The sequence below is a fragment of the Streptococcus sp. AM43-2AT genome (genome assembly GCF_003603405.1).
Classification (GTDB): domain Bacteria; phylum Bacillota; class Bacilli; order Lactobacillales; family Streptococcaceae; genus Streptococcus; species Streptococcus ilei.
The window spans coordinates 669655-693665 of sequence record NZ_QTND01000001.1 but is presented as its reverse complement, the minus strand read 5'-3'; the positions used below and the strand labels follow the sequence as shown (position 1 = coordinate 693665).

Below are 24011 nucleotides of genomic sequence, written 5' to 3'. Positions count from 1 at the left end.
TTATCATAATGGGTAAATATTTTGGAACGGACGGAGTCCGTGGAGAAGCAAACGTCGAATTGACGCCAGAGTTGGCCTTTAAGCTCGGTCGATACGGAGGTTACGTTCTCAGCCAACATGAGAAAGAAACTCCCCTTGTTTTCGTGGGACGAGATACCCGTATTTCTGGTGAAATGTTAGAAAGTGCTCTCGTAGCAGGTCTCCTATCTGTAGGGATTAAAGTTTATAAACTCGGTGTCATCGCGACACCAGGTGTAGCTTATTTGGTTCGTTCTGAAGGTGCAAGTGCTGGGGTCATGATTTCTGCCAGTCATAATCCAGCCTTAGACAATGGGATTAAATTCTTTGGAAATGACGGCTATAAATTAGACGATGACCGTGAACTAGAGATTGAAGCCTTATTGGATGCGGAGTCTGATACTCTTCCTCGTCCTAGTGCGGAAGGTCTTGGAACGGTAATGGACTATCCTGAAGGACTTCGTAAGTATCAAGAATACTTAGTTTCAACTGGAACCCAGCTTGAAGGAATGCACGTGGCTCTAGATGCTGCGAATGGTTCAGCGTCTACAAGTGCCCGCCAAGTCTTTGCTGACTTAGGAGCACGTTTAACAGTTATTGGAGAAAGCCCAAATGGTCTTAATATCAATGATCAAGTAGGCTCTACCCATCCTGAGGCTTTGCAGGAGGCTGTTCGAGAGTCTGGTGCAGCTATTGGTTTGGCTTTTGATGGTGATAGTGACCGTTTGATTGCGGTTGACGAAAATGGGGACCTAGTCGATGGTGATAAAATCATGTACATCATTGGAACCTACCTTTCTGATAAGGGCCTCTTAAAAGATAACACCATCGTAACGACGGTCATGTCCAATCTAGGATTCCATAAAGCCTTGGATGCTAAAGGTATTAATAAGGTTGTAACTGCGGTAGGAGACCGCTATGTAGTTGAAGAGATGCGGAAGTCCGGATATAATCTTGGTGGAGAGCAATCTGGTCACGTGATTGTTATGGACTACAATACCACTGGAGATGGCCAGATGAGTGCCGTTCAATTGACTAAGATTATGCAAGAAACTGGTCGAACCTTATCAGACCTTGCATCAGAAGTGACCATCTATCCTCAAAAATTGGTCAATATCCGTGTTGAAAATAGCATGAAAGATAAGGCTATGGAAGTTCCGGCTATTCGCGCAATTATTGAAAAAATGGAAGCTGAAATGGCAGGGAATGGCCGCATCTTAGTGCGTCCAAGTGGTACCGAGCCACTGCTTCGTGTTATGGCAGAAGCTCCGACTGATGACGAAGTGGATTACTATGTGGATACAATTGCCGCTGTGGTCAAAGATGAAATTGGTCTTGAAGATTAAATAAAGAAGTAAACTCTCCAAGCGAGAGTTGAGGAGGTCAATATGAAATATTTACGTCGAATGATGTGGTCTCTAGCCCTTGTTGCTACTGTCCTCTTTTCGAAGGCTTTTGTGCAAACGATTCAGGCGTCAGAAGTCCTGTCTTATACGCAAACAGCAAGCCTAAGCAAGGACAACCAAGTAGTAACCAATGGAACTACAGTCTTATCAAATGAAAAATTGTCAGCTACCATCAATGTAGCCTTTCCAGATACACAATCCATTCAAGCAGGAGACACCCTGACCTTGTCTTTGCCTAAAGAATTAACCTTCTATACAGCTCTAGAATTTGATGTGGTAGAAGAAGGCCAAACAAATGGTCAGACAGTCGGGAAAGCTGTTGTTAATTCGGCAAACAAGACCGTAACGGTTACATTTAACGATTACTTTGCTTCACACCCCCTCAATAAACGCGTTTCTTTGCGTTTTGATGTGAAAGTGGATCCAGAGGTTGTTACAAAAACATCCCCATTGACCTTTAAAATTGGCAATACAGATTTTTCATTAAACTACGAAAAAACAGATGGTCAAGCTGGTGACTATGAAATGAAATATGGCTACCAAGACCAAACGGATCCAACGATTGTAAAATGGCGGATTATCTTAAATGCTCGTCAAGATATTCTTCGTGGCATGGTCATTAAAGATCAATTTGGAGATGGCTTGACACTGGTAGAAGGTAGTTTCCGTGCGGTTCGCTTTAGTCCAGTAGATGGTGGAATTAGAAACGAAGCCCATATTTTAAGTCTGCCAGTTTTAGATAATTTCAGTAAAAAAGCTGTCTTCGACAAGAATGCAGCTGGTCAGATCACAGGATTTACTATTGAATTTGGAGATAACTACAATTGGCCAATGTATATTGAATACTCTACTAGAGTGGCTCCGGGTACAAAAGTAGGCGATCTAGTTCATAATACTTTGACATGGAAAGCAACCAATTTCCCTGAGCCTCGTAGCTTAACACGCGAAGTAAGATTAGAATCGGGGTCTGGCGAAGGATTGGGTGAGAAAGAACAAACCCCACCGACACCAAGTTCAAGTTCTTCATCAAGTTCAAGTTCTTCGTCAAGTTCTAGCTCTTCGTCAAGTTCATCGTCTTCATCAAGTTCTAGCTCTTCGTCAAGTTCATCATCTTCGTTAAGTTCTAGTACTTCATCAAACTCATCATCAACTTCTGTCAAAGAAGAAGAAACTCCAAAAACTGGGAAGAAAAAAGTTCTTCCAAGTACAGGTGAAAAGATGACGCCTGTTATCTTCCTTGTCGGTATCTTGGGATGTGCAGTTGCTATTACAGTATTTCGCTCTAAGAAGTTAACAAAATAATCCTCGTTTTTAAAAGGCTGGAAATTACTCCAGTCTTTTTTAATTGGATGCTAGAAATAAATATGCAAAAGTATGGTTGTAAAAAACACCTGCCATAAATTAGCTATCTTTCTTGTAAAAGGTGGATGTTTGAAAAATGCCCTTTTTCGTGGTAAAATAGGGCTAATGAATTTATTGTAATAGAGGTAAAAAACGTGGCTTTTGGAGATAACGGAAAACGCAAAAAAACATTTTTTGAAAAATTGACTATGCTAGTCATTGTGATTATGTTAATTGTAACGGTTGGAGCAATTTTTGCTGCAGCATTTGGTGCACTATCCTACTAAGAGGATTCCAAGCAGCACTTGGTAATAAAAGGAAAACGTTAAATTATGAGTATGTTTTTAGATACAGCCAAAATCAAGGTCAAGGCTGGGAATGGTGGAGATGGCATGGTCGCCTTCCGTCGTGAAAAGTATGTTCCCAATGGCGGACCTTGGGGAGGTGATGGAGGACGCGGAGGCAATGTCATCTTCGTTGTAGACGAAGGCTTGCGCACGCTGATGGACTTCCGCTATAACCGGCATTTTAAAGCTCAAAATGGTGAGAAGGGGATGACCAAAGGGATGCACGGACGGGGAGCAGAAGACCTCTATGTGCGAGTACCGCAAGGGACAACTGTCCGAGATGCGGAGACTGGTAAGGTCATTACCGACTTGGTTGAAAATGGGCAAGAATATATTGTAGCCCATGGCGGACGTGGAGGACGCGGAAATATCCGTTTTGCAACTCCTAAAAATCCAGCGCCTGAGATTTCAGAAAATGGGGAACCAGGTCAGGAACGCGAACTCGAATTAGAACTCAAGGTCTTAGCAGACGTTGGTTTGGTTGGCTTCCCATCAGTAGGGAAATCAACTCTTCTCAGTGTGATTACTTCTGCTAAGCCAAAAATTGGAGCTTATCATTTTACAACCATTGTTCCGAATTTGGGCATGGTTCGGACACCATCAGGTGAGTCCTTTGCAGTTGCAGACCTTCCTGGATTGATCGAAGGGGCTAGCCAAGGTGTCGGTCTGGGTACCCAATTCCTTCGCCACATCGAGCGTACCCGTGTTATCTTGCATGTCATCGATATGTCAGCGAGTGAAGGACGCGATCCTTTTGAAGATTACGTTCAAATCAACAAGGAGCTTGAAACCTATAATCTTCGCTTGATGGAGCGACCACAGATTATTGTCGCTAATAAAATGGATATGCCAGAGAGCCAAGAAAACTTGAAAGAGTTCAAGAAAAAATTGGCTGCCAATTACGACGAATTTGATGAATTGCCACAGATCTTCCCAATCTCTAGTTTGGCCCATCAAGGCTTGGACAATTTGTTGGAAGCAACAGCAGACTTGTTAGATAAAACACCAGAATTCCTCTTGTATTCAGAAGAAGATATGGCGCAAGAAGAAGTCTACTATGGCTTTGATGAGGATCAACCAGCCTTCGAAATCAATCGAGATGATGATGCTTCTTGGATCTTGTCTGGTGATAAGTTAGAAAAACTCTTCAATATGACCAATTTTGATCGGGATGAGTCTGTCATGAAATTTGCGCGTCAATTGCGTGGAATGGGTGTCGATGAAGCTCTTCGAGCACGTGGTGCTAAAGACGGCGATATCGTTCGAATCGGTAAATTCGAATTTGAATTTGTTGACTAGTTAGAGATAAAGAGGAGAAGAAGATGGGAGATAAACCTATATCCTTTCGTGATAAAGACGGAAATTTTGTCTCTGCTGCAGACGTTTGGAATGCAGAAAAATTGGAAGAACTCTTTAATAAGTTGAATCCCAATCGTAAGTTACGCTTAGAACGGGAAAAGCTAGCAGCCTCCAGTGAAAATTAGGAATGAGGAGAAGAAAATGGCAAAAACAATTCACACAGATAAAGCACCAGCAGCAATTGGTCCTTATGTTCAAGGAAAAATAGTGGGCAATCTCTTATTTGCAAGTGGGCAAGTTCCCCTTTCACCAGAAACAGGTGAAATTGTTGGTGAAACCATTCAAGAACAAACCCAACAAGTCTTGAAGAATATTTCTGCTATCCTTGAAGAAGCTGGAACGGACTTTGATCACGTGGTGAAAACAACCTGTTTCTTAAGTGATATGAATGATTTTGTACCTTTTAATGAGGTTTATAAGACAGCATTTTCAAGTGAATTTCCAGCACGTTCTGCAGTAGAAGTGGCTCGCTTGCCACGCGATGTCAAAATCGAAATCGAAGTGATTGCAGAAGTATAGTCTCAATAGAAGGAATGCATTCGGGTAAAAGGAATGTTGGAGTGAGAGCCATCGACTGACCAACTGGAAAGATGATGCCCTCCTCCTTTTTTGTAAGGAAAAGGTGATTAGGATGACAGATACAGAAAAAACAATTCAACTGGTCATTGTAACAGGAATGAGTGGAGCAGGGAAGACCGTAGCCATTCAGTCCTTTGAAGATATGGGCTATTTCACCATTGATAATATGCCTCCAGCTCTCTTGCCAAAATTTATAGAGCTGATTCAACTCTCGATGGACAATAACAAGTTGGCTCTCGTCGTGGATATGCGTAGTCGGTCTTTCTTTGCAGAAATTCGCTCCATTTTGGACGAATTAGAGAATCACGAAGGAATTGATTTTAAAATTCTATTTTTGGATGCGACCGACAGTGAATTGGTTGCTCGCTACAAAGAAACCCGTCGTAGTCATCCACTGGCTGCTGATGGGCGCGTCTTGGATGGGATTACTCTAGAACGTGAACTTTTGGCTCCGCTTAAAAACATGAGTCAAAATGTCATTGATACGACGGAATTAACTCCCCGTAATCTTCGTAAAGTGATTGCTGAACAATTTTCCAGACAAGATAGCCAGCCTGAGTTTCGGATTGAAGTCATGTCCTTTGGCTTTAAGTATGGTCTGCCTTTAGATGCGGACTTGGTCTTTGATGTTCGTTTCCTACCTAATCCTTACTACCAACCAGAGCTACGGAATCAAACAGGGCTAGATGATGATGTCTATAACTATGTCATGGATCACAAAGAATCAGAGGAGTTTTATCGTCATCTTTACGAGTTGATTGCTCCCATCTTGCCGGCATACAAACGAGAAGGGAAGTCTGTCTTGACTATTGCTATGGGATGTACAGGAGGTCAACACCGTTCAGTCGCCTTTGCGGTACGGCTCGGACGTGATTTAGCTAAAGATTGGACAGTTAATATGAGTCATCGCGACAAAGACCGACGGAAAGAAACGGTGAATCGTTCATGAGAAAACCAAAAATGACCGTCATCGGAGGCGGTACAGGGATTTCTGTCATCTTGAATAGCCTACGGAAAAAGGATGTTGAAATTACGGCTATTGTGACAGTGGCGGATGATGGTGGTAGCTCTGGAGAACTTCGAAAAAATATTCATCAATTGACACCGCCAGGCGACTTGCGAAATGTTCTAGTAGCCATGTCTGACATGCCTCGTTTTTATGAAAAAGTCTTTCAATATCGTTTTGCGGAAGACGATGGGCCACTAGCTGGTCATCCTCTAGGGAATTTGATTATTGCTGGGATTTCTGAAATGCAGGGCTCGACCTATAATGCCATGCAATTGCTTACGAAATTTTTCCATACGACAGGAAAAATCTATCCTTCCAGCGATACACCGTTGACCCTTCATGCCGTATTTATGGATGGGTCAGAGGTCGCTGGGGAGAGTGAAATCGCCCATCATGAGGGCATGATTGATTATGTCTATGTCACCAATACCTATAATGATGAGACGCCGAAAGCGAGTCGAAAAGTAGTAGATGCGATTTTAGAAAGTGATATGGTTATTTTAGGACCTGGTTCTCTCTTTACATCGATCCTTCCTAATCTAATGATTGAGGAAATTGGACAAGCCTTGCTTGATACAAAAGCAGAGGTCGCTTATGTCTGCAACATCATGACCCAACGTGGGGAGACAGAACACTTTACTGACAGTGACCATGTATCCGTCCTTCATAAACACTTGAAGAAGCCTTTTATTGATACTGTTTTGGTCAATATTGAAAAAGTACCTCAAGAATACATGGACACGAATCGATTTGATGAATATCTGGTTCAAGTAGAACACGATTTTGCAGGTTTAAAATCTCAAGTGCCCCGAGTTATTTCAACCAATTTCCTACGCTTGGAAAATGGCGGAGCCTTCCATGATGGAGAAGCTGTTGTGGATGAACTGATGCAAATGGTACAGGTGATTAAATGAGTTTTACCATTAAAGTAAAAGAAGAGCTCTTGACCCTTCACCGCTTTGAGAAAAGTGAATTATCTGCTCTGATTAAGATGTCAGGTAGTTTGGGCTTGAGTATGGGGGGCTTAAGTTTGTCTCTGACAACGGAGAATGCTAAGATTGCCCGCCATATCTATGAATTAATTGTAGAGTTTTATCAGGTTAAATCCGATATTCGTCACCACCAAAAAACCAATTTGAAAAAGAATCGCGTCTATACTGTTTCTATTGATGAAAAAGTCGAAGAGATTCTTGCAGACCTGCATTTGGCTGATTCTTTCTTTGGTATTGAGACTGGGATTGACCCGAGAATCTTAGAAGAAGATGAAGCAAGTCGAGCTTATCTGAGAGGAGCTTTCTTAGCAAGTGGGACTATCAAGGATCCGGAATCAGGACGCTATCAATTAGAAATTAGCTCTGTTTATTCTGACCATGCCCAGGACTTGGCCAACCTGATGCAACACTTTTTGTTAGATGCCAAGACCATCGAACGCAAAAAAGGAGTTGTCACCTATTTGCAGCGGGCAGAGGATATTATTGATTTCCTCATCTTAGTAGAAGCTAAGCAGGCCTTGGAAGAATTTGAGTCTGTCAAGGTCATGCGAGAGGCGCGCAATGATCTCAATCGAGCCAATAATGCTGAAATGGCCAATATTGCTCGTACAGTAACGGCTAGTATGAAGACCATCAACAATATCGTCAAAATCATGGATACTATTGGATTAGGTGGTCTTCCTGTCGAGCTGCAGGAAGTTGCTTATGTTCGAATTCAGAATCCCGACTATTCCATCCAGCAAATTGCAGATGCCTTGAAAACACCCTTAACCAAAAGTGGCGTCAATCATCGCTTGCGGAAAATCAATAAGATAGCAGAAGAACTAGATGAACTATAAAAAATCCTTTGAATCAAAAGATTCAAAGGATTTTTCTTATAAGCTAGTCGAGTGGACTGGTTGAACTTTCTTATCTGGATAAATGTAATTAATGGCGTTATTCACTGCTGTAGGAGCTTCGCCTAAGCCGGTTGCAATTAAATCAATTTTCCCATCATAGAAGCAACAATCGCCACAAGCATAGATTCCTTCACGACTGGTCTCCTGTTTGCGATTCACGAGGATTTTATGGCGTTGGAGATCCAAGCCCCATTCTTTTAATTTGCCTACTGACGATTTGAAGCCGTAGTTGACAAAGAGTTCATCGATAGGGAGTAATTGGGTTTCATCTGATTTGACCTTGGTGATTTCCAAGTGGCTGGCACGGCCGTTTTCTCCGATTAAACGGCTAGGAACATAAGGAGTTTGAATAGAGACAGAAGAAGCCTTTAATTCCTCAACGCTATGTTCGAGAGCTCGAAAATTATCGCGACGATGGACCAGAGTTGTCGGTGCGATTTTTTCAAAGGCCAGGGCCCAATCGACTGCTGAATCTCCTCCACCTAGAATAGCAACTTGTTTGCCAGTATATTGTTGGATATTTGAAACATGGTAGTGGACGTTCTCAAATTCTTCAGCCCCATCCACTTCTAATGGACGTGGTTTGAAGGCACCACCGCCCATAGCAATGATGACAGCACGACTGAAATGTTGGTCTTTATTGGTTTCAATTAGGAAGTGATCCTCGTTTTTATGAATGTCCAAAACAGTTTCATTCAAACAAATGTCGGTCTCGAATGTTTTTAATTGATCGATCAACCGATTGGACAATTCTTCCCCTGTTAGGTTGGTAAAACCAGGGACATCTAGGATACGTTTCTCAGGATAGAGAATAGCAGGTTGACCACCTAGTTGAGGGAGGGAATCGATTAATTTCACTTTTACTTGACGCAGATGGCCATAGAAGGCAGCAAAGAGCCCTACAGGGCCACCGCCGATAATGGTAATGTCATAGATTTCAGACATGGTATCTCCTTTGTGATGTGTAACTAATCCTATTGTATCATAATTCGGAGTTAAATAGAAAGTGGAGGAGAGTACAAGGATTAAAAAGGATGAATCAAGGGATTAAGATATATTTTTTAAAAATAATGTTCGGTTTATTTACAAGTGTTCGATATTCTGATAGAATAAATTATTATTATTTTTTTATAAGGAGATTATTCAAAAATGCAATTTGATTTTTGGGTTAAAGTTGCGACCGAATTTATTGCAACAGCTTTATTGATTATTTTAGGAAATGGTGCCGTTGCAAACGTTGAATTGAAGGGTACCAAAGGGCATCAAAGTGGATGGCTCGTGATTGCAATTGGCTATGGAATAGGTGTTATGATGCCAGCCTTGATGTTTGGTAATGTATCAGGAAACCATATCAACCCTGCTTTTACGATTGGACTTGCAGTTAGTGGCCTCTTCCCTTGGGAAAATGTTTTATACTACATCGTTGCTCAAGTTCTTGGAGCCATGTTTGGACAATTGGTTGTCGTTGCGACTCACCGTCCATATTACCTTCAAACTGAAAATCCAAACAATATCTTGGGAACTTTCTCAACGATTTCTAGCTTGGATAAAGGAACTCCTGAATCACGTAAAGCAGCAACCATCAATGGTTTCGTCAATGAGTTTGCAGGATCATTCGTCCTTTTCTTTGGTGCACTTGCCTTGACAAAACACTTCTTCGGTGCTGAGGTTGCTTCTCTAGCTCAAAGAGCTGCGACTGAGCAGGGAGGGATTTTCGATGCTTCTTCAACAGCTGCAAAATTGGCTTTGTCACAAGCACATGCTCCTGGTCTAGGAGTTGCTCACTTGGCACTTGGATTCCTCGTTATGGCTTTGGTGACATCACTTGGTGGTCCTACAGGACCTGGTTTGAACCCTGCACGTGACCTTGGTCCACGTTTGGTTCACGCCTTCCTTCCAAAATCTGTCTTAGGTGAACACAAGGGAGATTCAAAATGGTGGTACGCTTGGGTACCAGTTGTAGCACCAATCTTGGCTGCAATTGTTGCCATTGCCCTCTTTAGCTTCCTTTATATGTAAGACCAGAACACTTTTCGTAGACATTACGGAAAGTGTTTTTATCTTTTGTTGAGTAGCAGTTTTTATAAAGGAGTAGGGATGAAAGAAAGGAATTTAATAGAAGACAATCGAAGAGCTGATCATTTTAGTTTTCTATATTATTTGCATGAGAAGAAAGTGTTTCATTCGGAGTCACTTGCTGCTCTTTGTCAGTATCTAGTAGGATTGGAATCAGTTACTATCGCGCAACTAAGGGATGTGCGCTGGATAGAAACTCAAATTTTGCGTCATCTGGTCTATCATTTTAAGTAAAATTAGTAATCTCCCAATGGATTATTGGGAGGAAGTAGAAGCGTTCGAACAAGTAGTATCAAACCTGTATGATCGTTATGAATAACAGGAGTTCAGAAAAAAATGAATCTTCGAACAGATTTGATAAACGTTTAGAGAGTGGCCAGAGGTGAATTCCTTTAACTTTTTCTTGACAATCTTAAGAATTCCGTGTAGAATAGAGTAGATCTTGAACTTGAAGGGAGTGAAAAACATGTCAAAAACAGTAGTACGTAAGAATGAATCTCTTGACGATGCTCTTCGTCGTTTCAAACGCGCGGTTACTAAAGCTGGTACTCTTCAAGAAACACGCAAACGTGAATTCTATGAAAAACCTTCTGTAAAACGTAAACGTAAATCAGAAGCAGCTCGTAAACGTAAAAAATTCTAATTGAATATAAGAACAGACTTCGGTCTGTTTTTTGTTTCTCTAGAAAAATCGAAGACAAAAAAAGCCGACCTTCTAACTAGAAGATCGGATCTTTTTATCTGATTATTTGTTTGCAAGCAAGTCGCGGATCTCAGCAAGCAACTCTTCTTGAGTAGGACCAGCAATTTCTTCTTCAGCAGCTTCTTCCTTTTTACCAAGGTTTTGAGCTTTTTCAGCAGCTTTCACTACGAAGAAAAGAACAGTACCGATAACAAGGAAGTTGATAACAGCGCTCAAGAAGCTACCGTATGCAACACCGTTCCATGTCAATTCAGCAATATTTTTAACATGAGCAGCTTCCAAAGCTGGGTTCAAAATAAGTGGAGTGATGATATCGTTCACAAATGATGTTACGATAGCTCCAAATGCAGCCCCGATGATAACTGCAACAGCAAGGTCAACAACGTTCCCACGAAGGAGAAAAGCTTTCAATTCTTTTAACATATCCTAAATATGTCCTTTCATAATAAATTTTTTACAGACCATAGTATAACCAAAAAGTTTGTTGAATTCAATGATTATGCTCAAATTTTTTAAAAAAGTTGATTTAAGCAAACTGTTGATTTTAGAAACTATGGAAAGATGTGGAAAAATAGGATGAAAATCAATCTGAATGATTTACAATTGACAAAAATTAGTTTAAAATAGTTAATGATATTCTATGGTAAAATGGAGGCACTGTTTATGGTTGACAAACAACTGATTTCAGAAATTAAAAACAGTGTGAATATTGTAGATGTAATCGGAGAAGTTGTTCAATTGACAAAGGCAGGACGAAACTTTTTAGGTCTCTGCCCTTTTCATGGTGAAAAGACGCCTTCTTTTAATGTCGTCGAGGATAAACAGTTCTATCATTGTTTTGGTTGTGGCAAATCAGGCGATGTTTTTAAGTTTATCGAAGACTATCGTGGTATCTCCTTCATGGAAGCTGTTCAAATTGTTGGAGATCAGGCAGGCATTCAGGTGCAAGCTCTTGCTCCCTCTCAGTCCAGGGGACAACAAGCGGATGGAAAACAACCCTTTTATGAGATTCATCAAGAGGCAGCCAAATTCTATCATGCAATCCTGATGACGACAAAGATGGGAGAGGATGCTCGGCAATACCTTTATGATCGAGGGCTTGATGATGAGATGCTTCGGCATTTTCAAATAGGCCTAGCACCAGCAGAAGGGAATTATCTGTATCAGAGTGTTTCCGGAAAGTTTTCAGAAAACATTATGGCCGAGTCGGGACTGTTTCATATTAGTGATATGGGAACTATGTATGATGCTTTTCAAGATCGCATTATGTTTCCCTTATCGGATGATACTGGCCGAGTTATTGCTTTTTCTGGTCGACTTTGGCGTGAACAAGCCGAAGGGACCAAGCCTCAGGGGAAATATAAGAACAGCCGTAGTACGCTCCTTTTTAACAAGAGTTATGAGTTGTACCATTTAGATAAGGCCAAGCAGGTCGCTAAGAAGAACCATGAACTCTACTTAATGGAAGGATTCATGGATGTCATCGCAGCCTACCGGGCTGGGATTGAGAATGCGGTTGCTTCCATGGGGACAGCTCTGACCCGTGAACATGTAGCCCATCTCAGCAAATTTACCAAAAAGGTTATCTTGGCCTATGATGGAGATAAAGCGGGAAGGCTAGCGACAGCAAAGGCTTTAGAGGTTCTGGAAAAACTGGAAGTAGAGGTTGTCCAGATTCCTGATCAGATGGACCCTGATGAGTATCTCAAAAAGAATTCACCGCAAGCTTTGGCAGACTTATTGGAAAAAACGCGTCTTAGCCGCGTAGAATTTCTCATGGATTATTGGAAGCCAGACAATATTGAAAATTTGCAGGCGCAGATTGAATTTGTTGAAAAAATGGCTCCTTTAATTGCTCAGACGCCATCTGTAACGGCACAAAATACCTACATTTATAAATTAGCCGACCTCTTGGTTGATTTTGATTATTTGCAGGTGGAACAAACGGTTAATGCTAGTCGTCTTCAGATGCGTAGTCAGCGTCAAGATCAAGGTCCAATCCAGACACAAGCTCCAGTTGCTAGTCCAACTGTTGTACAGAAGCAGTTGCCTCGCCTGGTTCGGGCTGAGAATCATCTTCTCCATCGGATGAACGCTTTTCCTTATGTTTTGAATGAATATCGTCTTCGGACAGATTTTTCATTTGATACCCCTGCCTTGCAAACCTTGTACCAACTTCTTTGCCAAAATGGAGAAGTGACATCGCAGGATTTGTCCGAGCAGACAGAGGAAGTCCAACGAGCCTGGTATCTGATGTTAGAAGAAAATTTACCGGATGAAATAGCGGAGAATGAGCTGGAAGAAGTGGAAGAAACGAGAAATCGTGAGCTTCTCCGTAAAGAAAGTCAACAAATAGGGAAAAAAGTCCGAGAAGCGTCTCACAGTGGAGATGCGGATCAGGCTTTATTGGAACTCGAGCGACTAATCGCTCAAAAAAGAAGAATGGAGTAGGAATGGCGAAAGAACAAAAAGATATCACAACTTTAGATGTCCAAATTGCAGAGTTTATTCGTAGTCATAAGAAAAGTGGTACTGCAACAGATGATGAAATCAATGATCAATTGGTCATTCCTTTTGCTTTGGATGCCGATGGAATTGATGATTTGTTGCAACGGATTCAAGATGCTGGGATTTCAATCACGGATAAAGAAGGAAATCCAAGTGCGCGTGTCCTGAACAACGAAGAAGAAGAACCAGAGTTGACGGATGAGGAATTGCTTGGAAGCAACTCTGCTAAGGTCAATGACCCAGTACGGATGTACTTGAAGGAAATTGGGGTCGTTCCTCTTTTGACCAATGAAGAAGAACAAGAATTGGCCATCTTGGTGGAACAAGGGGACTTGGAAGCTAAGCAACGTTTGGCAGAAGCCAACCTTCGTTTGGTTGTTTCTATTGCGAAACGCTATGTTGGTCGTGGGATGCAATTCTTGGATTTGATCCAAGAAGGAAACATGGGCTTGATGAAGGCCGTTGATAAGTTTGACTATACCAAAGGATTCAAGTTTTCTACTTATGCGACTTGGTGGATTCGTCAGGCTATCACCCGTGCCATTGCAGACCAGGCTCGTACCATTCGTATTCCTGTCCACATGGTAGAAACTATTAACAAGTTGGTTCGTGAACAACGCAACCTCTTGCAAGAATTGGGACAAGATCCTACACCAGAACAAATTGCTGAACGCATGGATATGACTCCTGATAAGGTGCGCGAAATCTTGAAGATTGCCCAAGAACCTGTTTCTCTTGAAACGCCAATCGGGGAAGAGGACGATAGCCATTTGGGAGATTTTATCGAAGACGAAGTGATTGAAAATCCAGTGGATTACACCACTCGTGTGGTACTACGCGAACAATTGGATGAAGTCCTTGATACTCTTACCGACCGGGAAGAAAATGTCCTTCGTTTGCGTTTTGGTTTGGATGACGGTAAAATGCGAACCTTGGAAGATGTGGGGAAAGTTTTTAACGTGACCCGTGAACGGATCCGTCAAATTGAAGCCAAAGCCCTCCGCAAACTGCGCCACCCAAGCAGAAGCAAACCATTACGTGATTTTATAGAGGATTAAAAAGGTCCGGGGGACCTTTTTAACCCGAGCCGAGAAACTCGGAAGCGAGGAATGTCCACTGGACATTTTTAACGGTCGCCTAGAAATAAAAAAGCGACCCAGGTCCGGGGGACCTTTTTAACCCGAGCCGAGAGATTCGGGAGCGAGGAAGGTCCGGGTGGTCTTTTATAGAGTTTCCTTAATATTTGGGTTTCCGTAAAAAAAGAAATTCTTCATAGGGATGAACCCAACGAAGAAGGAGTAAAGAATGAGTTATACGACAGAAGAAATCGAACAAATTAAAAACCGTATTCTTGAAAATCTAGAGCAGGTCATCGATCCTGAATTAGGGATTGATATTGTCAACCTTGGTTTAGTCTACGAAATTCGGTTTGATGGTGAAACTGGTGAAACAGAAATCGATATGACCCTAACCACTATGGGGTGTCCATTGGCAGACTTGCTGACGGATCAGATTTATGATGCCTTAACAGGAATGGAAGAAGTGACCAAGGTCGATGTAAAATTGGTCTGGTATCCAGCTTGGACGGTTGAAAAGATGAGCCGCTATGCGCGGATTGCATTGGGAATTAAATAAAATTGATTTAAAGGAGGGACAGATGTTCCTCTTTTTTTATGAAGATGGTTTGGATGTCAAATAGTACGAACATTCTACCTTCTTTTACGATTATATCTTGCAATCACTTCTTAGTAAGGTTATAATAGAATCATTATTAAATTAAGGAGAAGATTATGAATCAGTACCCTTTGGTCTACTTAGACCATGTTCAAAAAGTGTATGGTAAACATATTGCCTTAGGTGATGTGAGTGTCAATATTCAACCGGGTCGTATCATTGGTTTGTTAGGACCAAACGGAAGTGGGAAAACTACCATTATTAAATTAGTGAATGGGCTTTTGCAACCAACTTCTGGTAATGTCTACATCCATGGCCAAGTACCGTCTGCAAAAACCAAACAGGTCGTTTCTTATTTACCAGATACAACTTATTTGGATGAAAATATGAAGATTTCAGAAACAATCCGTTTCTTCCAAGACTTCTATAAGGATTTCAATGCTCAACGTGCTTATCAATTGTTGAATGATTTACATTTGCACCCAGAGCAAAAATTGAAACAACTCTCTAAAGGGAATAAGGAAAAAGTTCAATTAATTTTGGTCATGAGCCGTGAAGCGGATTTGTACATTCTGGATGAACCAATTGGGGGAGTAGACCCTGCTGCGCGTGATTACATTCTTAGAACCATCATTCAAAATCGTCGTCCAAACTCATCTGTATTGATTTCAACCCACTTGATTGCGGACGTTGAACAAGTCTTGGATGAAGCGCTCTTTATCAATCAAGGTCGTATTCTGTTGCATGAAAACACAACTGTTCTTCGCAACCAATACGGTAAATCGATTGATGAGATCTTCCGTGAACAATTTAGAATGTATTAGGAGGTTCTTATGTTTGGGAAATTAATGAAATATGAATTAAAAGCAACCTATAAGTGGTATCTCATTATTTCGGGTGTGCTTGCTATTCTCTCCATTTTTGCTGGTTTATTAGCTTCTAGTGTTATAACTGGGGCATCAACTTTCACAGAAAACACAGCCTTAACTATTGGGAGTATTGTTGTTTTGGTCATTTTTGCGGGCTACATTGGCTTGACCTTGACCAACTATATCATTATTATTCGTCGTTTTTACAACAATATTTTTGGTCGTGAAGGTTATTTGACCTGGACCTTGCCAACTGGATCTCATACTGTTTTACTTGTAAAAGTAACATCTGCTTTGATTTGGAGTATCTTCTGTTTTATTAGCTTGATTCTTTCTTTGCTTATTTTCTTAGGAGTGATTGGCCTCGCTCAACAACAGAATATTTTTGATTTACTTGGTCCATTGTTCGAACATATTGGGTCATCTCTTATTTGGCAAAGCTTGCTATTTCAAGTGTTAGCGACTATTTCAGGTATTTTAATGCTCTACTGTGCCATCTCACTGGGTCAGCTCTTCATTAACAGTCGTATCGTGATGGCCTTCGTCTTTGGATTTATCCTTTGGGTTGTACTAAGTATCATTGGAAGATTGTTCCCTTCTATATCTATTTCAGAACTTTCAAGAACTGCAACTATGTCTTCTGATACTCTTAGTGATATCTTAGTTGTTAACTTTATTCCTGCCTATATCTATGAAGTGGTGAAAATTGTAGCGATGTATTTCACGGTACATTATGTAACAAAATTCAAACTAAACTTGCAATAAAAGTGAAAGAGGGAAGAGATCCCTCTTTTTCTTTTGCCATTTTATACAAAAAATGATACACTTGAGTATATCATTTTGGGGTCGTTACGGATTCGACAGGCATTATGAGGCATATTTTGCGACTCGTGTGGCGACGTAAACGCTCAGTTAAATATAACTGCAAAAAATAACACTTCTTACGCTCTAGCTGCCTAAAAACCAGCAGGCGTGACCCGATTCGGATTGCTCGTGTCTGATGACAGGTCTTGATTTTAGCGAGATACGATCAAACTTTGTCTAGCAGTTTGATAAGAGATTGATAGACTCGCAGTTCCTAGGCTTGAGTTATGTGTCGAGGAGCTGTTAAACCAATACATAACCTATGGTTGTAGACAAATATGTTAGCAGATGTTTGGACGTGGGTTCGACTCCCACCGGCTCCATTTTTTATATGCAAGAGGCTGGGACAAATGTCCTAGCCTCTTAACTGTCTTTGGTTTGTCGAGCAAGACTTAGTGGTTGAGTGGGTTCTACTACGCTGAATTCATCAGCTTTTACAGCCCTACTCAACTGTGAGGAGGTGGGACGACGAAATCGAATTCTAACGAATGACCGATTTCTGTCCCACTCTCTTTTTATTTCTTTAAAATCCATCAAGCAATGATATCTTGTGAGCGATTCCTAAATTTTTTGTTGACAGAAGGGGCGCTTTTCCGTATAATGGATACTAGTTTGGAAGATTACTCAAGAGGCTTAAGAGGCCGTGTTGGAAACGCGGTAGGCGTGTAACAGCGTGCGTGGGTTCGAATCCCATGTCTTCCGTATAAGAAAGAAAAGCAGATCAGTCGGTCTGTTTTTTTTGTTAGGCAGGATTGGCAATGGGTAAGAGTGTCTTCTTTGCCGGATTTCCTGTATAATAGAAGGAAAGAACGGATGAAAAGGAGAACAAGGTGATTACACAGCTGGACACAAAATCAGTCTACACCTTTATGGACAGTTTAGTCTCTATTCGAGACTATATTCATCGTGCCAAAGAAATGGGTTACCAACAAATTGGTCTCATGGACATCGATAATTTATATGGGGCTTACGAGTTTTTAGAAGAGTGTCAAAAAGCTGGTATGGGGGCTGTCCTAGGTCTTGATTTGGAAGTCGAGATACCGGCGGGTCCTTTGTCTATCCGTTTGGTTGCATTAGGAACCAAAGGCTACAAACACTTAATTAAAATTTCCAGCATGAAAATGATGGGGACAACAGATTGGTCAGCCTTTCAACACTTATTGGATGATATAGCCATCATCGTTCCCTATTTTGAAGGGATTGAGTATTTAGACTTAGGCCAAGACTTTGCGATTGGTGTCTTTCCGGATACTCCAGCGAAACAGTTTTCTCGTCCTGTTTTCCCACTCCATACGGTCCGATATTTTTCTACGAGTGATTTGGAGAGTCTTCAGATGCTTCACGCCATTCGTAATAATTGCAGTCTGAAGGAAGTAGGAGCTATTGACACCTCTATGATGTTCCTGCCACCTGAAGAGTTGGAGCGGGCATTTTCACATAATTTTCCGGATAGTATTCCTTATCTAGAAAAGACTCTTGCTGCCGTTCATTATGAGATTGATACGCAATTAAAGCTTCCCCGCTTTAATCCAGAGAAGCCTGCAGTCGAGGAATTGCGTGAATTGGCTGAAGAAGGCTTGAGAGCCAAGGGGCTGGACCAGACGGTTTACCAAGAGCGTTTGCGTCATGAATTAGCTGTCATCCATCAGATGGGCTTTGATGACTACTTCTTGATTGTCTGGGATTTATTACGGTTTGGACGAAGTCAAGGTTACTATATGGGGATGGGCCGTGGCTCAGCAGTTGGTAGTCTAGTAGCCTATGCCTTGGATATTACAGGGATTGATCCAGTCAAGAACAATCTCCTCTTTGAGCGTTTCTTGAACTTAGAGCGCTATACCATGCCAGATATTGATATTGATATTCCGGATGTCTATCGTCCCAAATTTATCCAGTATGTTAAAAATCGCTACCGCAGTCCTCATGTGGCTCAAATTGTGACCTTCTCAACTTTTGGAGCGAAACAAGCCATTCGAGATGTGTTTAAGAGATTTGGAACCCCAGAGTATGAGTTAACCAACCTTACCAAGCGGATTGGCTTACGGGACACCTTAGCTTCTGCTTATGAAAAGAATGTAGCTTTTCGCCAAGCCATCCAAAGTCGCCCAGAATACCGGAAGGGTTTTGAAATTGCGAAGAGGATTGAAGGGCAACCGCGTCAGACCTCGATTCATGCGGCAGGTGTCGTCATGAGTGGAGAAGACCTCACCAATCAAATCCCGATCAAGATGGGCGAGGAGATGAATCTGACCCAATATGATGCCCATGGTGTTGAGGCGAATGGTCTGCTCAAGATGGACTTCTTAGGACTCCGAAATTTGACCTTTGCTCAACGGATGCAGGAAGCAGTAAAGGAAAAATATCAAAAGGATATTAAAATCGAGGATATTCCTCTAGAAGATCCGGAAACGATTGCTTTGTTTGCTGCGGGAAATACCAAGGGAATCTTCCAGTTTGAGCAAGCGGGAGCTATTCGTTTGCTTAGAAGAGTTCAACCCAATTGTTTTGAGGAGATTGTTGCGACGACTTCCTTGAACCGGCCAGGAGCTAGTGACTATATTGATAATTTCGTTAAACGTAAGCATGGCAAGGAAAAGGTCGATATGATCGATCCTAGTTTGGAAGAGATTCTAGCACCAACTTATGGCATCATGCTCTATCAGGAGCAAGTCATGCAGGTGGCCCAGACCTTTGCTGGCTTTAGTCTAGGAAAAGCCGATATCCTCAGGCGGGCCATGGGGAAAAAGAATGTTGCAGAAATGCATCGGATGGAAGATGACTTTATCAAAGGTGCTGTCGCGCTTGGGCACAGTGCAGAAAAAGCCAAGCAAGTTTTTGCTATTATGGAAAAATTTGCTGGCTATGGCTTCAACCGTTCCCATGCCTATGCCTACTCAGCCTTGGCCTTCCAATTGGCTTACTTTAAAGTCCATTATCCAGATGTCTTCTTTGACATTATGCTCAACTACTCTAGTAGTGATTATTTGACTGATGCGCTCCAATTTGACTTCCAAGTAGCTCCTTTGACCATTAATACCATTCCTTATAAGGATAAGTTCCAAGATCAGAAGATTTATCTAGGAATGAAAAATATCAAAGGTCTTCCAAAAGATCTAGCCTATTGGATTATTGACCAACGCCCCTTTGAGAGCATTGAAGATTTTATTTTGCGCTTGCCTAGCCAATACCACAAACTTCCTCTCTTAACGCCACTAGTAGAATTGGGCTTGTTTGACTGTTTTGAAAAGAATCGCAGAAAAGTTCTTCAGAACCTTCCCAATCTATTTGTCTTTGCGGATGAATTGGGGAGTTTGTTTGGGGAAGCCAATTATTCCTGGATGGATGCTGAGGATTATAGCAAGGCCGAGAAGTATGAAATGGAGCAGAGGGTCATTGGGGTCGGTCTGAGCCCTCATCCTTTGGTGGAAATTGTAGCTGCAAGTAGCAAACCGACTCGATCAATCGCCTCTTTAAGCGAAGGAGAACAGGCTACTATCCTGGTCGAAGTCCAATCAATCCGGACGATTCGAACAAAAAATGGGGAAAATATGGCCTTTTTACAAGTTTCCGATCTCCAAAAGAAGATGGATGTCACTCTTTTTCCGGATACTTATCGCCAGTATAGTTCAAAAATAAGAGAGAAGGGCTATTACTATCTCAAGGGGAAAATCCAGTCTAGAGATGGTCGACTCCAAATGATTTTGATGGAAGCAGAAGAAGCCACCAATCAGCGTTTTTGGATTCAATTGTTTGATCACCAGGAGGACCGGGCAGTCTTAGATGTTTTAAAAGCCTATCCGGGTCCCTATCCTGTTGTTATTCGCTATGAAGAGGAGAAAAAGACCATTCAATTAAAAGGAGTTTCCGTCCAGAAAAACGAGAAGTTAGAAAATGAGCTGGCAAGTATTGCTATGAAAACGATTTATCGATAAAATCTACGGAAAATAGGAGAAATTTGAGCCTCTTTGTGTTATAATCATTTAGAATGTAAAAGAAAAAAAAGGAGCAAATATCGAAATGAAACGTATTGCTGTTTTAACCAGTGGAGGAGATGCCCCTGGAATGAATGCTGCTATCCGTGCAGTTGTTCGCCAAGCAATTTCTGAAGGAATGGAAGTATTTGGTATCTATAATGGATACGCTGGTATGGTTGCTGGCGATATCCATCAATTGGATGCTTCATCAGTTGGGGATATTATTTCTCGTGGTGGAACAATGCTTCACTCAGCTCGCTATCCTGAATTTGCTGAACGCGAAGGTCAATTAAAAGGGATTGAGCAGTTGAAGAAACATGGAATCGAAGGTGTCGTCGTTATCGGTGGTGATGGATCATACCACGGAGCGATGCGTTTGACAGAACATGGCTTCCCAGCTGTAGGACTTCCTGGTACAATTGATAATGATATCGTTGGTACAGATTTTACAATTGGATTTGATACAGCTGTTACAACTGTAATGGATGCGATTGATAAGATCCGGGATACATCGTCTAGTCACCATCGTACCTTTGTAATCGAGGTAATGGGACGTCATGCAGGGGATATCGCCCTTTGGTCAGGTATTGCTTCAGGAGCTGATGAGATCATCATTCCAGAAGAAGGCTTCAAAATCGAAGATGTCGTTGAAAGCATCAAGATGGGCTACGAGAAAGGTCGTACACACAACATCATCGTCCTTGCAGAAGGTGTGATGTCTGCTGCTGAATTCGGTAAAGCCTTGAAAGATGCCGGAGATACAAGTGATCTTCGTGTAACAGAACTTGGACATATCCAACGTGGTGGTTCACCAACTGCGCGTGACCGTGTCCTTGCTTCACGTTTGGGTGCACATGCTGTTAAGTTGTTGAAAGCTGGTATCGGTGGTGTAGCTGTTGGTATCCGCAATGAACAAATGGTGGAAAACCCAATTCTTGGTAGTGCAGAAGAAGGTGCTCTCTTCAGCTTGACTGAAGACGGCAAAATCAAGGTGAACAACCCTCACAAGGCTGACTTGAACCTTGCAGAGTTGAACCGTAGCTTATCTTCTATCTAATAGTTATTTGTTAAAATTTGTCTAAATAGACAGTGTATTTTAAAAGGAGTCACAAAAATCATGAACAAACGTGTAAAAATCGTTGCAACCTTAGGTCCTGCGGTAGAAATCCGTGGTGGTAAAAAATTTGGTGATGATGGATATTGGGGTGAAAAACTTGATGTTGAAGCTTCAGCACAAAACATTGCTCAATTGATTGAAGCAGGAGCTAACACTTTCCGTTTCAACTTCTCACACGGTGACCACCAAGAACAAGGTGACCGTATGGCAACCGTTAAACGTGCAGAAGAAATCGCTGGTAAAAAAGTTGGTTTCCTTCTTGATACAAAAGGTCCAGAAATCCGTACAGAGTTGTTCGAAGGCGATGCTAAAGAGTACTCATACAAGACTGGTGAAAAAATCCGTGTTGCAACTAAACAAGGAATCAAATCAACTCGTGAAGTGATTGCTTTGAACGTTGCTGGTGGTCTTGATATCTACGATGATGTTGAAGTTGGTCATCAAGTCTTGGTTGACGATGGTAAATTGGGTCTTCGTATTTTCGCTAAAGACGATGATACTCGTGAATTTGAAGTGGTTGTTGAAAATGACGGTATTATTGCTAAGCAGAAAGGTGTGAATATCCCTAATACGAAGATTCCTTTCCCAGCTCTTGCTGAACGCGATAACGACGATATCCGCTTCGGTTTGGAACAAGGTATCAACTTCATCGCGATCTCATTCGTACGTACTGCGAAAGACGTGAACGAAGTTCGTGCAATCTGTGAAGAAACTGGTAACGGTCACGTTCAATTGTTCGCTAAAATCGAAAACCAACAAGGTATCGATAACTTGGATGAAATCATTGAAGCTGCTGACGGTATCATGATCGCTCGTGGTGACATGGGTATCGAAGTACCATTCGAAATGGTTCCAGTATACCAAAAAATGATCATCACAAAAGTGAACGCTGCTGGTAAAGTTGTTATCACTGCAACAAACATGCTTGAAACAATGACTGAAAAACCACGTGCAACTCGTTCAGAAGTATCAGACGTATTTAACGCTGTTATCGACGGAACTGACGCGACTATGCTTTCAGGTGAGTCTGCAAACGGTAAATACCCACTTGAGTCAGTAACAACAATGGCTACAATTGACAAGAATGCACAAACTCTTCTTAACGAATACGGACGTTTGAACTCAGATACTTTCGAACGTAACTCTAAGACAGAAGTTATGGCATCAGCTGTTAAAGATGCAACAAACTCAATGGATATCAAATTGGTCGTTACTCTTACTAAGACTGGTCACACTGCACGTTTGATTTCTAAATACCGTCCAAATGCTGATATCTTGGCATTGACATTTGATGAATTGACTGAACGTGGATTGATGTTGAACTGGGGAGTTATCCCAATGTTGACAGATGCTCCATCATCAACTGACGATATGTTCGAAATCGCAGAACGTAAAGCAGTAGAAGCAGGTCTTGTACAATCTGGTGACGATATCGTTATCGTTGCAGGTGTGCCACTTGGTGAAGCTGTTCGTACAAACACTATGCGTATCCGTACAGTACGTTAATCTAACTAACCAACCTTGTTCTCTAAGTGTAAAATCTTGGAGACAAGGTTTTTTTCGTCCAAGTTTCTGACGATTTAGGAATGTGGGCCTTTTTTATTGTCTAATAAAATGGTATAATGGAAGGAACTGAAAGGGGGGATAGGAATGTCAAAAAGGGATTTGATTCGGAATATTATCATCATTGGAATATTGGGCTTGGTACTCATTACTTTGCGCCTATTTGTTTTTCAACCATTGTGGGTATCTGATCAAATGGCCAATGCCTCCGTTAAGAAAGATGATTTAGTATTAGCGACTAAGAAGGGAAAAATTGATCGGACAGATTTGGTCCTCTACCATGTAAAAGAGAAACAATATCTTGGACGTGTCATTGCGATAGAGAGCGATGAGGTCAGCTATGTGGATGATGTCTTTTATTTGAATGGTTTAGCTACAGCAGAGCCGTATTTGGATAAAATGAAGACCAAACATTTGGCGGCCCCAAGTGGCGATTATTTTACAAATGATTTTTTCTCTAGAGAACTTAAAGGAACCAAGGCAGGGAAAGTACCAAGTAATAGTTATTTAGTCCTAAACGATGATCGCAACAATACAAAAGATAGCCGTGAATTTGGTTATATTAAAGCTAGTCAGATTGAAGGGGTAGTTGATTTCCGCTTGTATCCTTTAAATAAATTCGGCTTTATTAAAATCGAAGAATAGTCCAGAAGGACTATTTTTTCTTACAAAAAAGCTACTGCAGAATATGTGAACTGCAGTAGCTTTTTATC

22 protein-coding genes, 1 tRNA gene, 1 other RNA gene and 1 pseudogene are annotated in these 24011 nt (G+C 41.5%); 23 read left to right on the top strand and 2 right to left on the bottom strand.

What is annotated here, in order from left to right; genetic code table 11:
- The first annotated feature begins 8 nt into the window (after positions 1–8).
- The 9 genes from glmM (at position 9) to whiA (ending at position 7890) form a co-directional block, all read left to right on the top strand.
- Entirely contained in the window at positions 9–1364 is a 1356-nt protein-coding gene (gene glmM, locus DW930_RS03440) for a phosphoglucosamine mutase (protein WP_023022766.1), read from the top strand.
- A gap of 42 nt (positions 1365–1406) precedes the next feature.
- Complete coding sequence (locus DW930_RS03435) at positions 1407–2726, top strand: Ig-like domain-containing protein (protein ID WP_123159328.1); 1320 nt, start codon at positions 1407–1409, stop codon at positions 2724–2726.
- A gap of 194 nt (positions 2727–2920) precedes the next feature.
- On the top strand, positions 2921–3052 hold the full coding sequence (locus DW930_RS03430) for a DUF4044 domain-containing protein (protein ID WP_023022768.1): 132 nt from the start codon (positions 2921–2923) through the stop codon (positions 3050–3052).
- Between the two features lie 45 nt (positions 3053–3097).
- The gene (gene obgE / locus DW930_RS03425; protein ID WP_023022769.1) at positions 3098–4411 is read left to right on the top strand and encodes a GTPase ObgE; all 1314 of its coding nucleotides are present in this window, start codon (positions 3098–3100) and stop codon (positions 4409–4411) included.
- 23 nt (positions 4412–4434) lie between these two features.
- Entirely contained in the window at positions 4435–4596 is a 162-nt protein-coding gene (locus tag DW930_RS03420; protein ID WP_023022771.1) for a hypothetical protein, read from the top strand.
- 16 nt (positions 4597–4612) lie between these two features.
- On the top strand, positions 4613–4990 hold the full coding sequence (locus DW930_RS03415) for a RidA family protein (RefSeq protein WP_023022773.1): 378 nt from the start codon (positions 4613–4615) through the stop codon (positions 4988–4990).
- 112 nt (positions 4991–5102) lie between these two features.
- Positions 5103–5999, top strand: coding sequence for an RNase adapter RapZ (gene rapZ / locus DW930_RS03410; RefSeq protein WP_123159327.1), 897 nt, complete (start codon positions 5103–5105; stop codon positions 5997–5999).
- Complete coding sequence (locus DW930_RS03405) at positions 5996–6973, top strand: YvcK family protein (protein ID WP_023026644.1); 978 nt, start codon at positions 5996–5998, stop codon at positions 6971–6973. Before rapZ ends, DW930_RS03405 begins: the two co-directional genes overlap by 4 nt.
- Positions 6970–7890, top strand: coding sequence for a DNA-binding protein WhiA (whiA, locus tag DW930_RS03400; RefSeq protein WP_123159326.1), 921 nt, complete (start codon positions 6970–6972; stop codon positions 7888–7890). The genes DW930_RS03405 and whiA overlap by 4 nt, the downstream gene beginning before the upstream one ends.
- Positions 7891–7926: 36 nt before the next feature.
- On the opposite strand, the gene DW930_RS03395 is transcribed toward whiA, so the two are convergent.
- The gene (locus DW930_RS03395) at positions 7927–8895 is read right to left on the bottom strand and encodes an NAD(P)/FAD-dependent oxidoreductase (protein WP_123159325.1); all 969 of its coding nucleotides are present in this window, start codon (positions 8893–8895) and stop codon (positions 7927–7929) included.
- Between the two features lie 204 nt (positions 8896–9099).
- Between DW930_RS03395 and gla the strand changes: the two genes are divergently transcribed.
- The 3 genes and pseudogenes from gla to rpsU all read left to right on the top strand — a co-directional run bounded on the left by gla (position 9100) and on the right by rpsU (position 10669).
- Entirely contained in the window at positions 9100–9969 is an 870-nt protein-coding gene (gla, locus tag DW930_RS03390) for an aquaglyceroporin Gla (protein ID WP_123159324.1), read from the top strand.
- A gap of 78 nt (positions 9970–10047) precedes the next feature.
- Positions 10048–10345: pseudogene (locus DW930_RS10565) on the top strand (hypothetical protein).
- Positions 10346–10492: 147 nt separating this feature from the next.
- The gene (gene rpsU, locus DW930_RS03380) at positions 10493–10669 is read left to right on the top strand and encodes a 30S ribosomal protein S21 (protein WP_000048054.1); all 177 of its coding nucleotides are present in this window, start codon (positions 10493–10495) and stop codon (positions 10667–10669) included.
- A 102-nt stretch (positions 10670–10771) separates the two neighbouring features.
- Here rpsU and mscL read toward each other — a convergent pair whose 3' ends face one another.
- The gene (gene mscL / locus DW930_RS03375) at positions 10772–11152 is read right to left on the bottom strand and encodes a large conductance mechanosensitive channel protein MscL (RefSeq protein WP_123159323.1); all 381 of its coding nucleotides are present in this window, start codon (positions 11150–11152) and stop codon (positions 10772–10774) included.
- A gap of 240 nt (positions 11153–11392) precedes the next feature.
- Here mscL and dnaG point away from each other — a divergent pair, with 240 nt between their 5' ends.
- The 11 genes from dnaG to lepB all read left to right on the top strand — a co-directional run bounded on the left by dnaG (position 11393) and on the right by lepB (position 23943).
- Complete coding sequence (dnaG, locus tag DW930_RS03370) at positions 11393–13180, top strand: DNA primase (RefSeq protein ID WP_123159322.1); 1788 nt, start codon at positions 11393–11395, stop codon at positions 13178–13180.
- Between the two features lie 2 nt (positions 13181–13182).
- Positions 13183–14295 carry an RNA polymerase sigma factor RpoD gene (gene rpoD, locus DW930_RS03365; protein ID WP_023022794.1) on the top strand — a complete coding sequence of 371 codons (1113 nt, stop codon included), beginning with the start codon at positions 13183–13185 and terminating at the stop codon, positions 14293–14295.
- Between the two features lie 247 nt (positions 14296–14542).
- The gene (locus DW930_RS03360) at positions 14543–14872 is read left to right on the top strand and encodes a metal-sulfur cluster assembly factor (RefSeq protein ID WP_006596590.1); all 330 of its coding nucleotides are present in this window, start codon (positions 14543–14545) and stop codon (positions 14870–14872) included.
- A gap of 155 nt (positions 14873–15027) precedes the next feature.
- Positions 15028–15735, top strand: a complete 708-nt coding sequence (locus DW930_RS03355) for an ABC transporter ATP-binding protein (protein ID WP_023022796.1) — start codon at positions 15028–15030, stop codon at positions 15733–15735.
- Positions 15736–15744: 9 nt separating this feature from the next.
- Positions 15745–16545 (top strand): ABC transporter ATP-binding protein, encoded by an 801-nt coding sequence (locus tag DW930_RS03350; RefSeq protein WP_120702119.1) that lies wholly within the window; start codon positions 15745–15747, stop codon positions 16543–16545.
- Positions 16546–16622: 77 nt separating this feature from the next.
- Positions 16623–16970: a transfer-messenger RNA gene (gene ssrA, locus DW930_RS03345) on the top strand.
- A 288-nt stretch (positions 16971–17258) separates the two neighbouring features.
- Positions 17259–17346: transfer RNA gene (locus DW930_RS03335), tRNA-Ser, on the top strand.
- A 128-nt stretch (positions 17347–17474) separates the two neighbouring features.
- On the top strand, positions 17475–20576 hold the full coding sequence (locus DW930_RS03330; RefSeq protein ID WP_123159321.1) for a DNA polymerase III subunit alpha: 3102 nt from the start codon (positions 17475–17477) through the stop codon (positions 20574–20576).
- Positions 20577–20661: 85 nt separating this feature from the next.
- Complete coding sequence (gene pfkA, locus DW930_RS03325) at positions 20662–21675, top strand: 6-phosphofructokinase (protein WP_023022802.1); 1014 nt, start codon at positions 20662–20664, stop codon at positions 21673–21675.
- 60 nt (positions 21676–21735) lie between these two features.
- Positions 21736–23241 carry a pyruvate kinase gene (gene pyk, locus DW930_RS03320; protein ID WP_023022804.1) on the top strand — a complete coding sequence of 502 codons (1506 nt, stop codon included), beginning with the start codon at positions 21736–21738 and terminating at the stop codon, positions 23239–23241.
- Positions 23242–23385: 144 nt separating this feature from the next.
- The gene (gene lepB / locus DW930_RS03315; RefSeq protein WP_123159320.1) at positions 23386–23943 is read left to right on the top strand and encodes a signal peptidase I; all 558 of its coding nucleotides are present in this window, start codon (positions 23386–23388) and stop codon (positions 23941–23943) included.
- The last annotated feature ends 68 nt before the right edge of the window (positions 23944–24011 follow it).

What these genes read in the sequence shown, in the direction of transcription:
- glmM (WP_023022766.1), top strand. Translation starts at nt 9, where the DNA reads ATGGGTAAATATTTTGGAACGGACGGAGTCCGTGGAGAAGCAAACGTC.
- DW930_RS03435 (WP_123159328.1), top strand. Translation starts at nt 1,407, where the DNA reads ATGAAATATTTACGTCGAATGATGTGGTCTCTAGCCCTTGTTGCTACT.
- obgE (WP_023022769.1), top strand. Translation starts at nt 3,098, where the DNA reads ATGAGTATGTTTTTAGATACAGCCAAAATCAAGGTCAAGGCTGGGAAT.
- DW930_RS03420 (WP_023022771.1), top strand. Translation starts at nt 4,435, where the DNA reads ATGGGAGATAAACCTATATCCTTTCGTGATAAAGACGGAAATTTTGTC.
- DW930_RS03415 (WP_023022773.1), top strand. Translation starts at nt 4,613, where the DNA reads ATGGCAAAAACAATTCACACAGATAAAGCACCAGCAGCAATTGGTCCT.
- rapZ (WP_123159327.1), top strand. Translation starts at nt 5,103, where the DNA reads ATGACAGATACAGAAAAAACAATTCAACTGGTCATTGTAACAGGAATG.
- DW930_RS03405 (WP_023026644.1), top strand. Translation starts at nt 5,996, where the DNA reads ATGAGAAAACCAAAAATGACCGTCATCGGAGGCGGTACAGGGATTTCT.
- whiA (WP_123159326.1), top strand. Translation starts at nt 6,970, where the DNA reads ATGAGTTTTACCATTAAAGTAAAAGAAGAGCTCTTGACCCTTCACCGC.
- DW930_RS03395 (WP_123159325.1), bottom strand. Translation starts at nt 8,895, where the DNA reads ATGTCTGAAATCTATGACATTACCATTATCGGCGGTGGCCCTGTAGGG.
- gla (WP_123159324.1), top strand. Translation starts at nt 9,100, where the DNA reads ATGCAATTTGATTTTTGGGTTAAAGTTGCGACCGAATTTATTGCAACA.
- rpsU (WP_000048054.1), top strand. Translation starts at nt 10,493, where the DNA reads ATGTCAAAAACAGTAGTACGTAAGAATGAATCTCTTGACGATGCTCTT.
- mscL (WP_123159323.1), bottom strand. Translation starts at nt 11,152, where the DNA reads ATGTTAAAAGAATTGAAAGCTTTTCTCCTTCGTGGGAACGTTGTTGAC.
- dnaG (WP_123159322.1), top strand. Translation starts at nt 11,393, where the DNA reads ATGGTTGACAAACAACTGATTTCAGAAATTAAAAACAGTGTGAATATT.
- rpoD (WP_023022794.1), top strand. Translation starts at nt 13,183, where the DNA reads ATGGCGAAAGAACAAAAAGATATCACAACTTTAGATGTCCAAATTGCA.
- DW930_RS03360 (WP_006596590.1), top strand. Translation starts at nt 14,543, where the DNA reads ATGAGTTATACGACAGAAGAAATCGAACAAATTAAAAACCGTATTCTT.
- DW930_RS03355 (WP_023022796.1), top strand. Translation starts at nt 15,028, where the DNA reads ATGAATCAGTACCCTTTGGTCTACTTAGACCATGTTCAAAAAGTGTAT.
- DW930_RS03350 (WP_120702119.1), top strand. Translation starts at nt 15,745, where the DNA reads ATGTTTGGGAAATTAATGAAATATGAATTAAAAGCAACCTATAAGTGG.
- pfkA (WP_023022802.1), top strand. Translation starts at nt 20,662, where the DNA reads ATGAAACGTATTGCTGTTTTAACCAGTGGAGGAGATGCCCCTGGAATG.
- pyk (WP_023022804.1), top strand. Translation starts at nt 21,736, where the DNA reads ATGAACAAACGTGTAAAAATCGTTGCAACCTTAGGTCCTGCGGTAGAA.
- lepB (WP_123159320.1), top strand. Translation starts at nt 23,386, where the DNA reads ATGTCAAAAAGGGATTTGATTCGGAATATTATCATCATTGGAATATTG.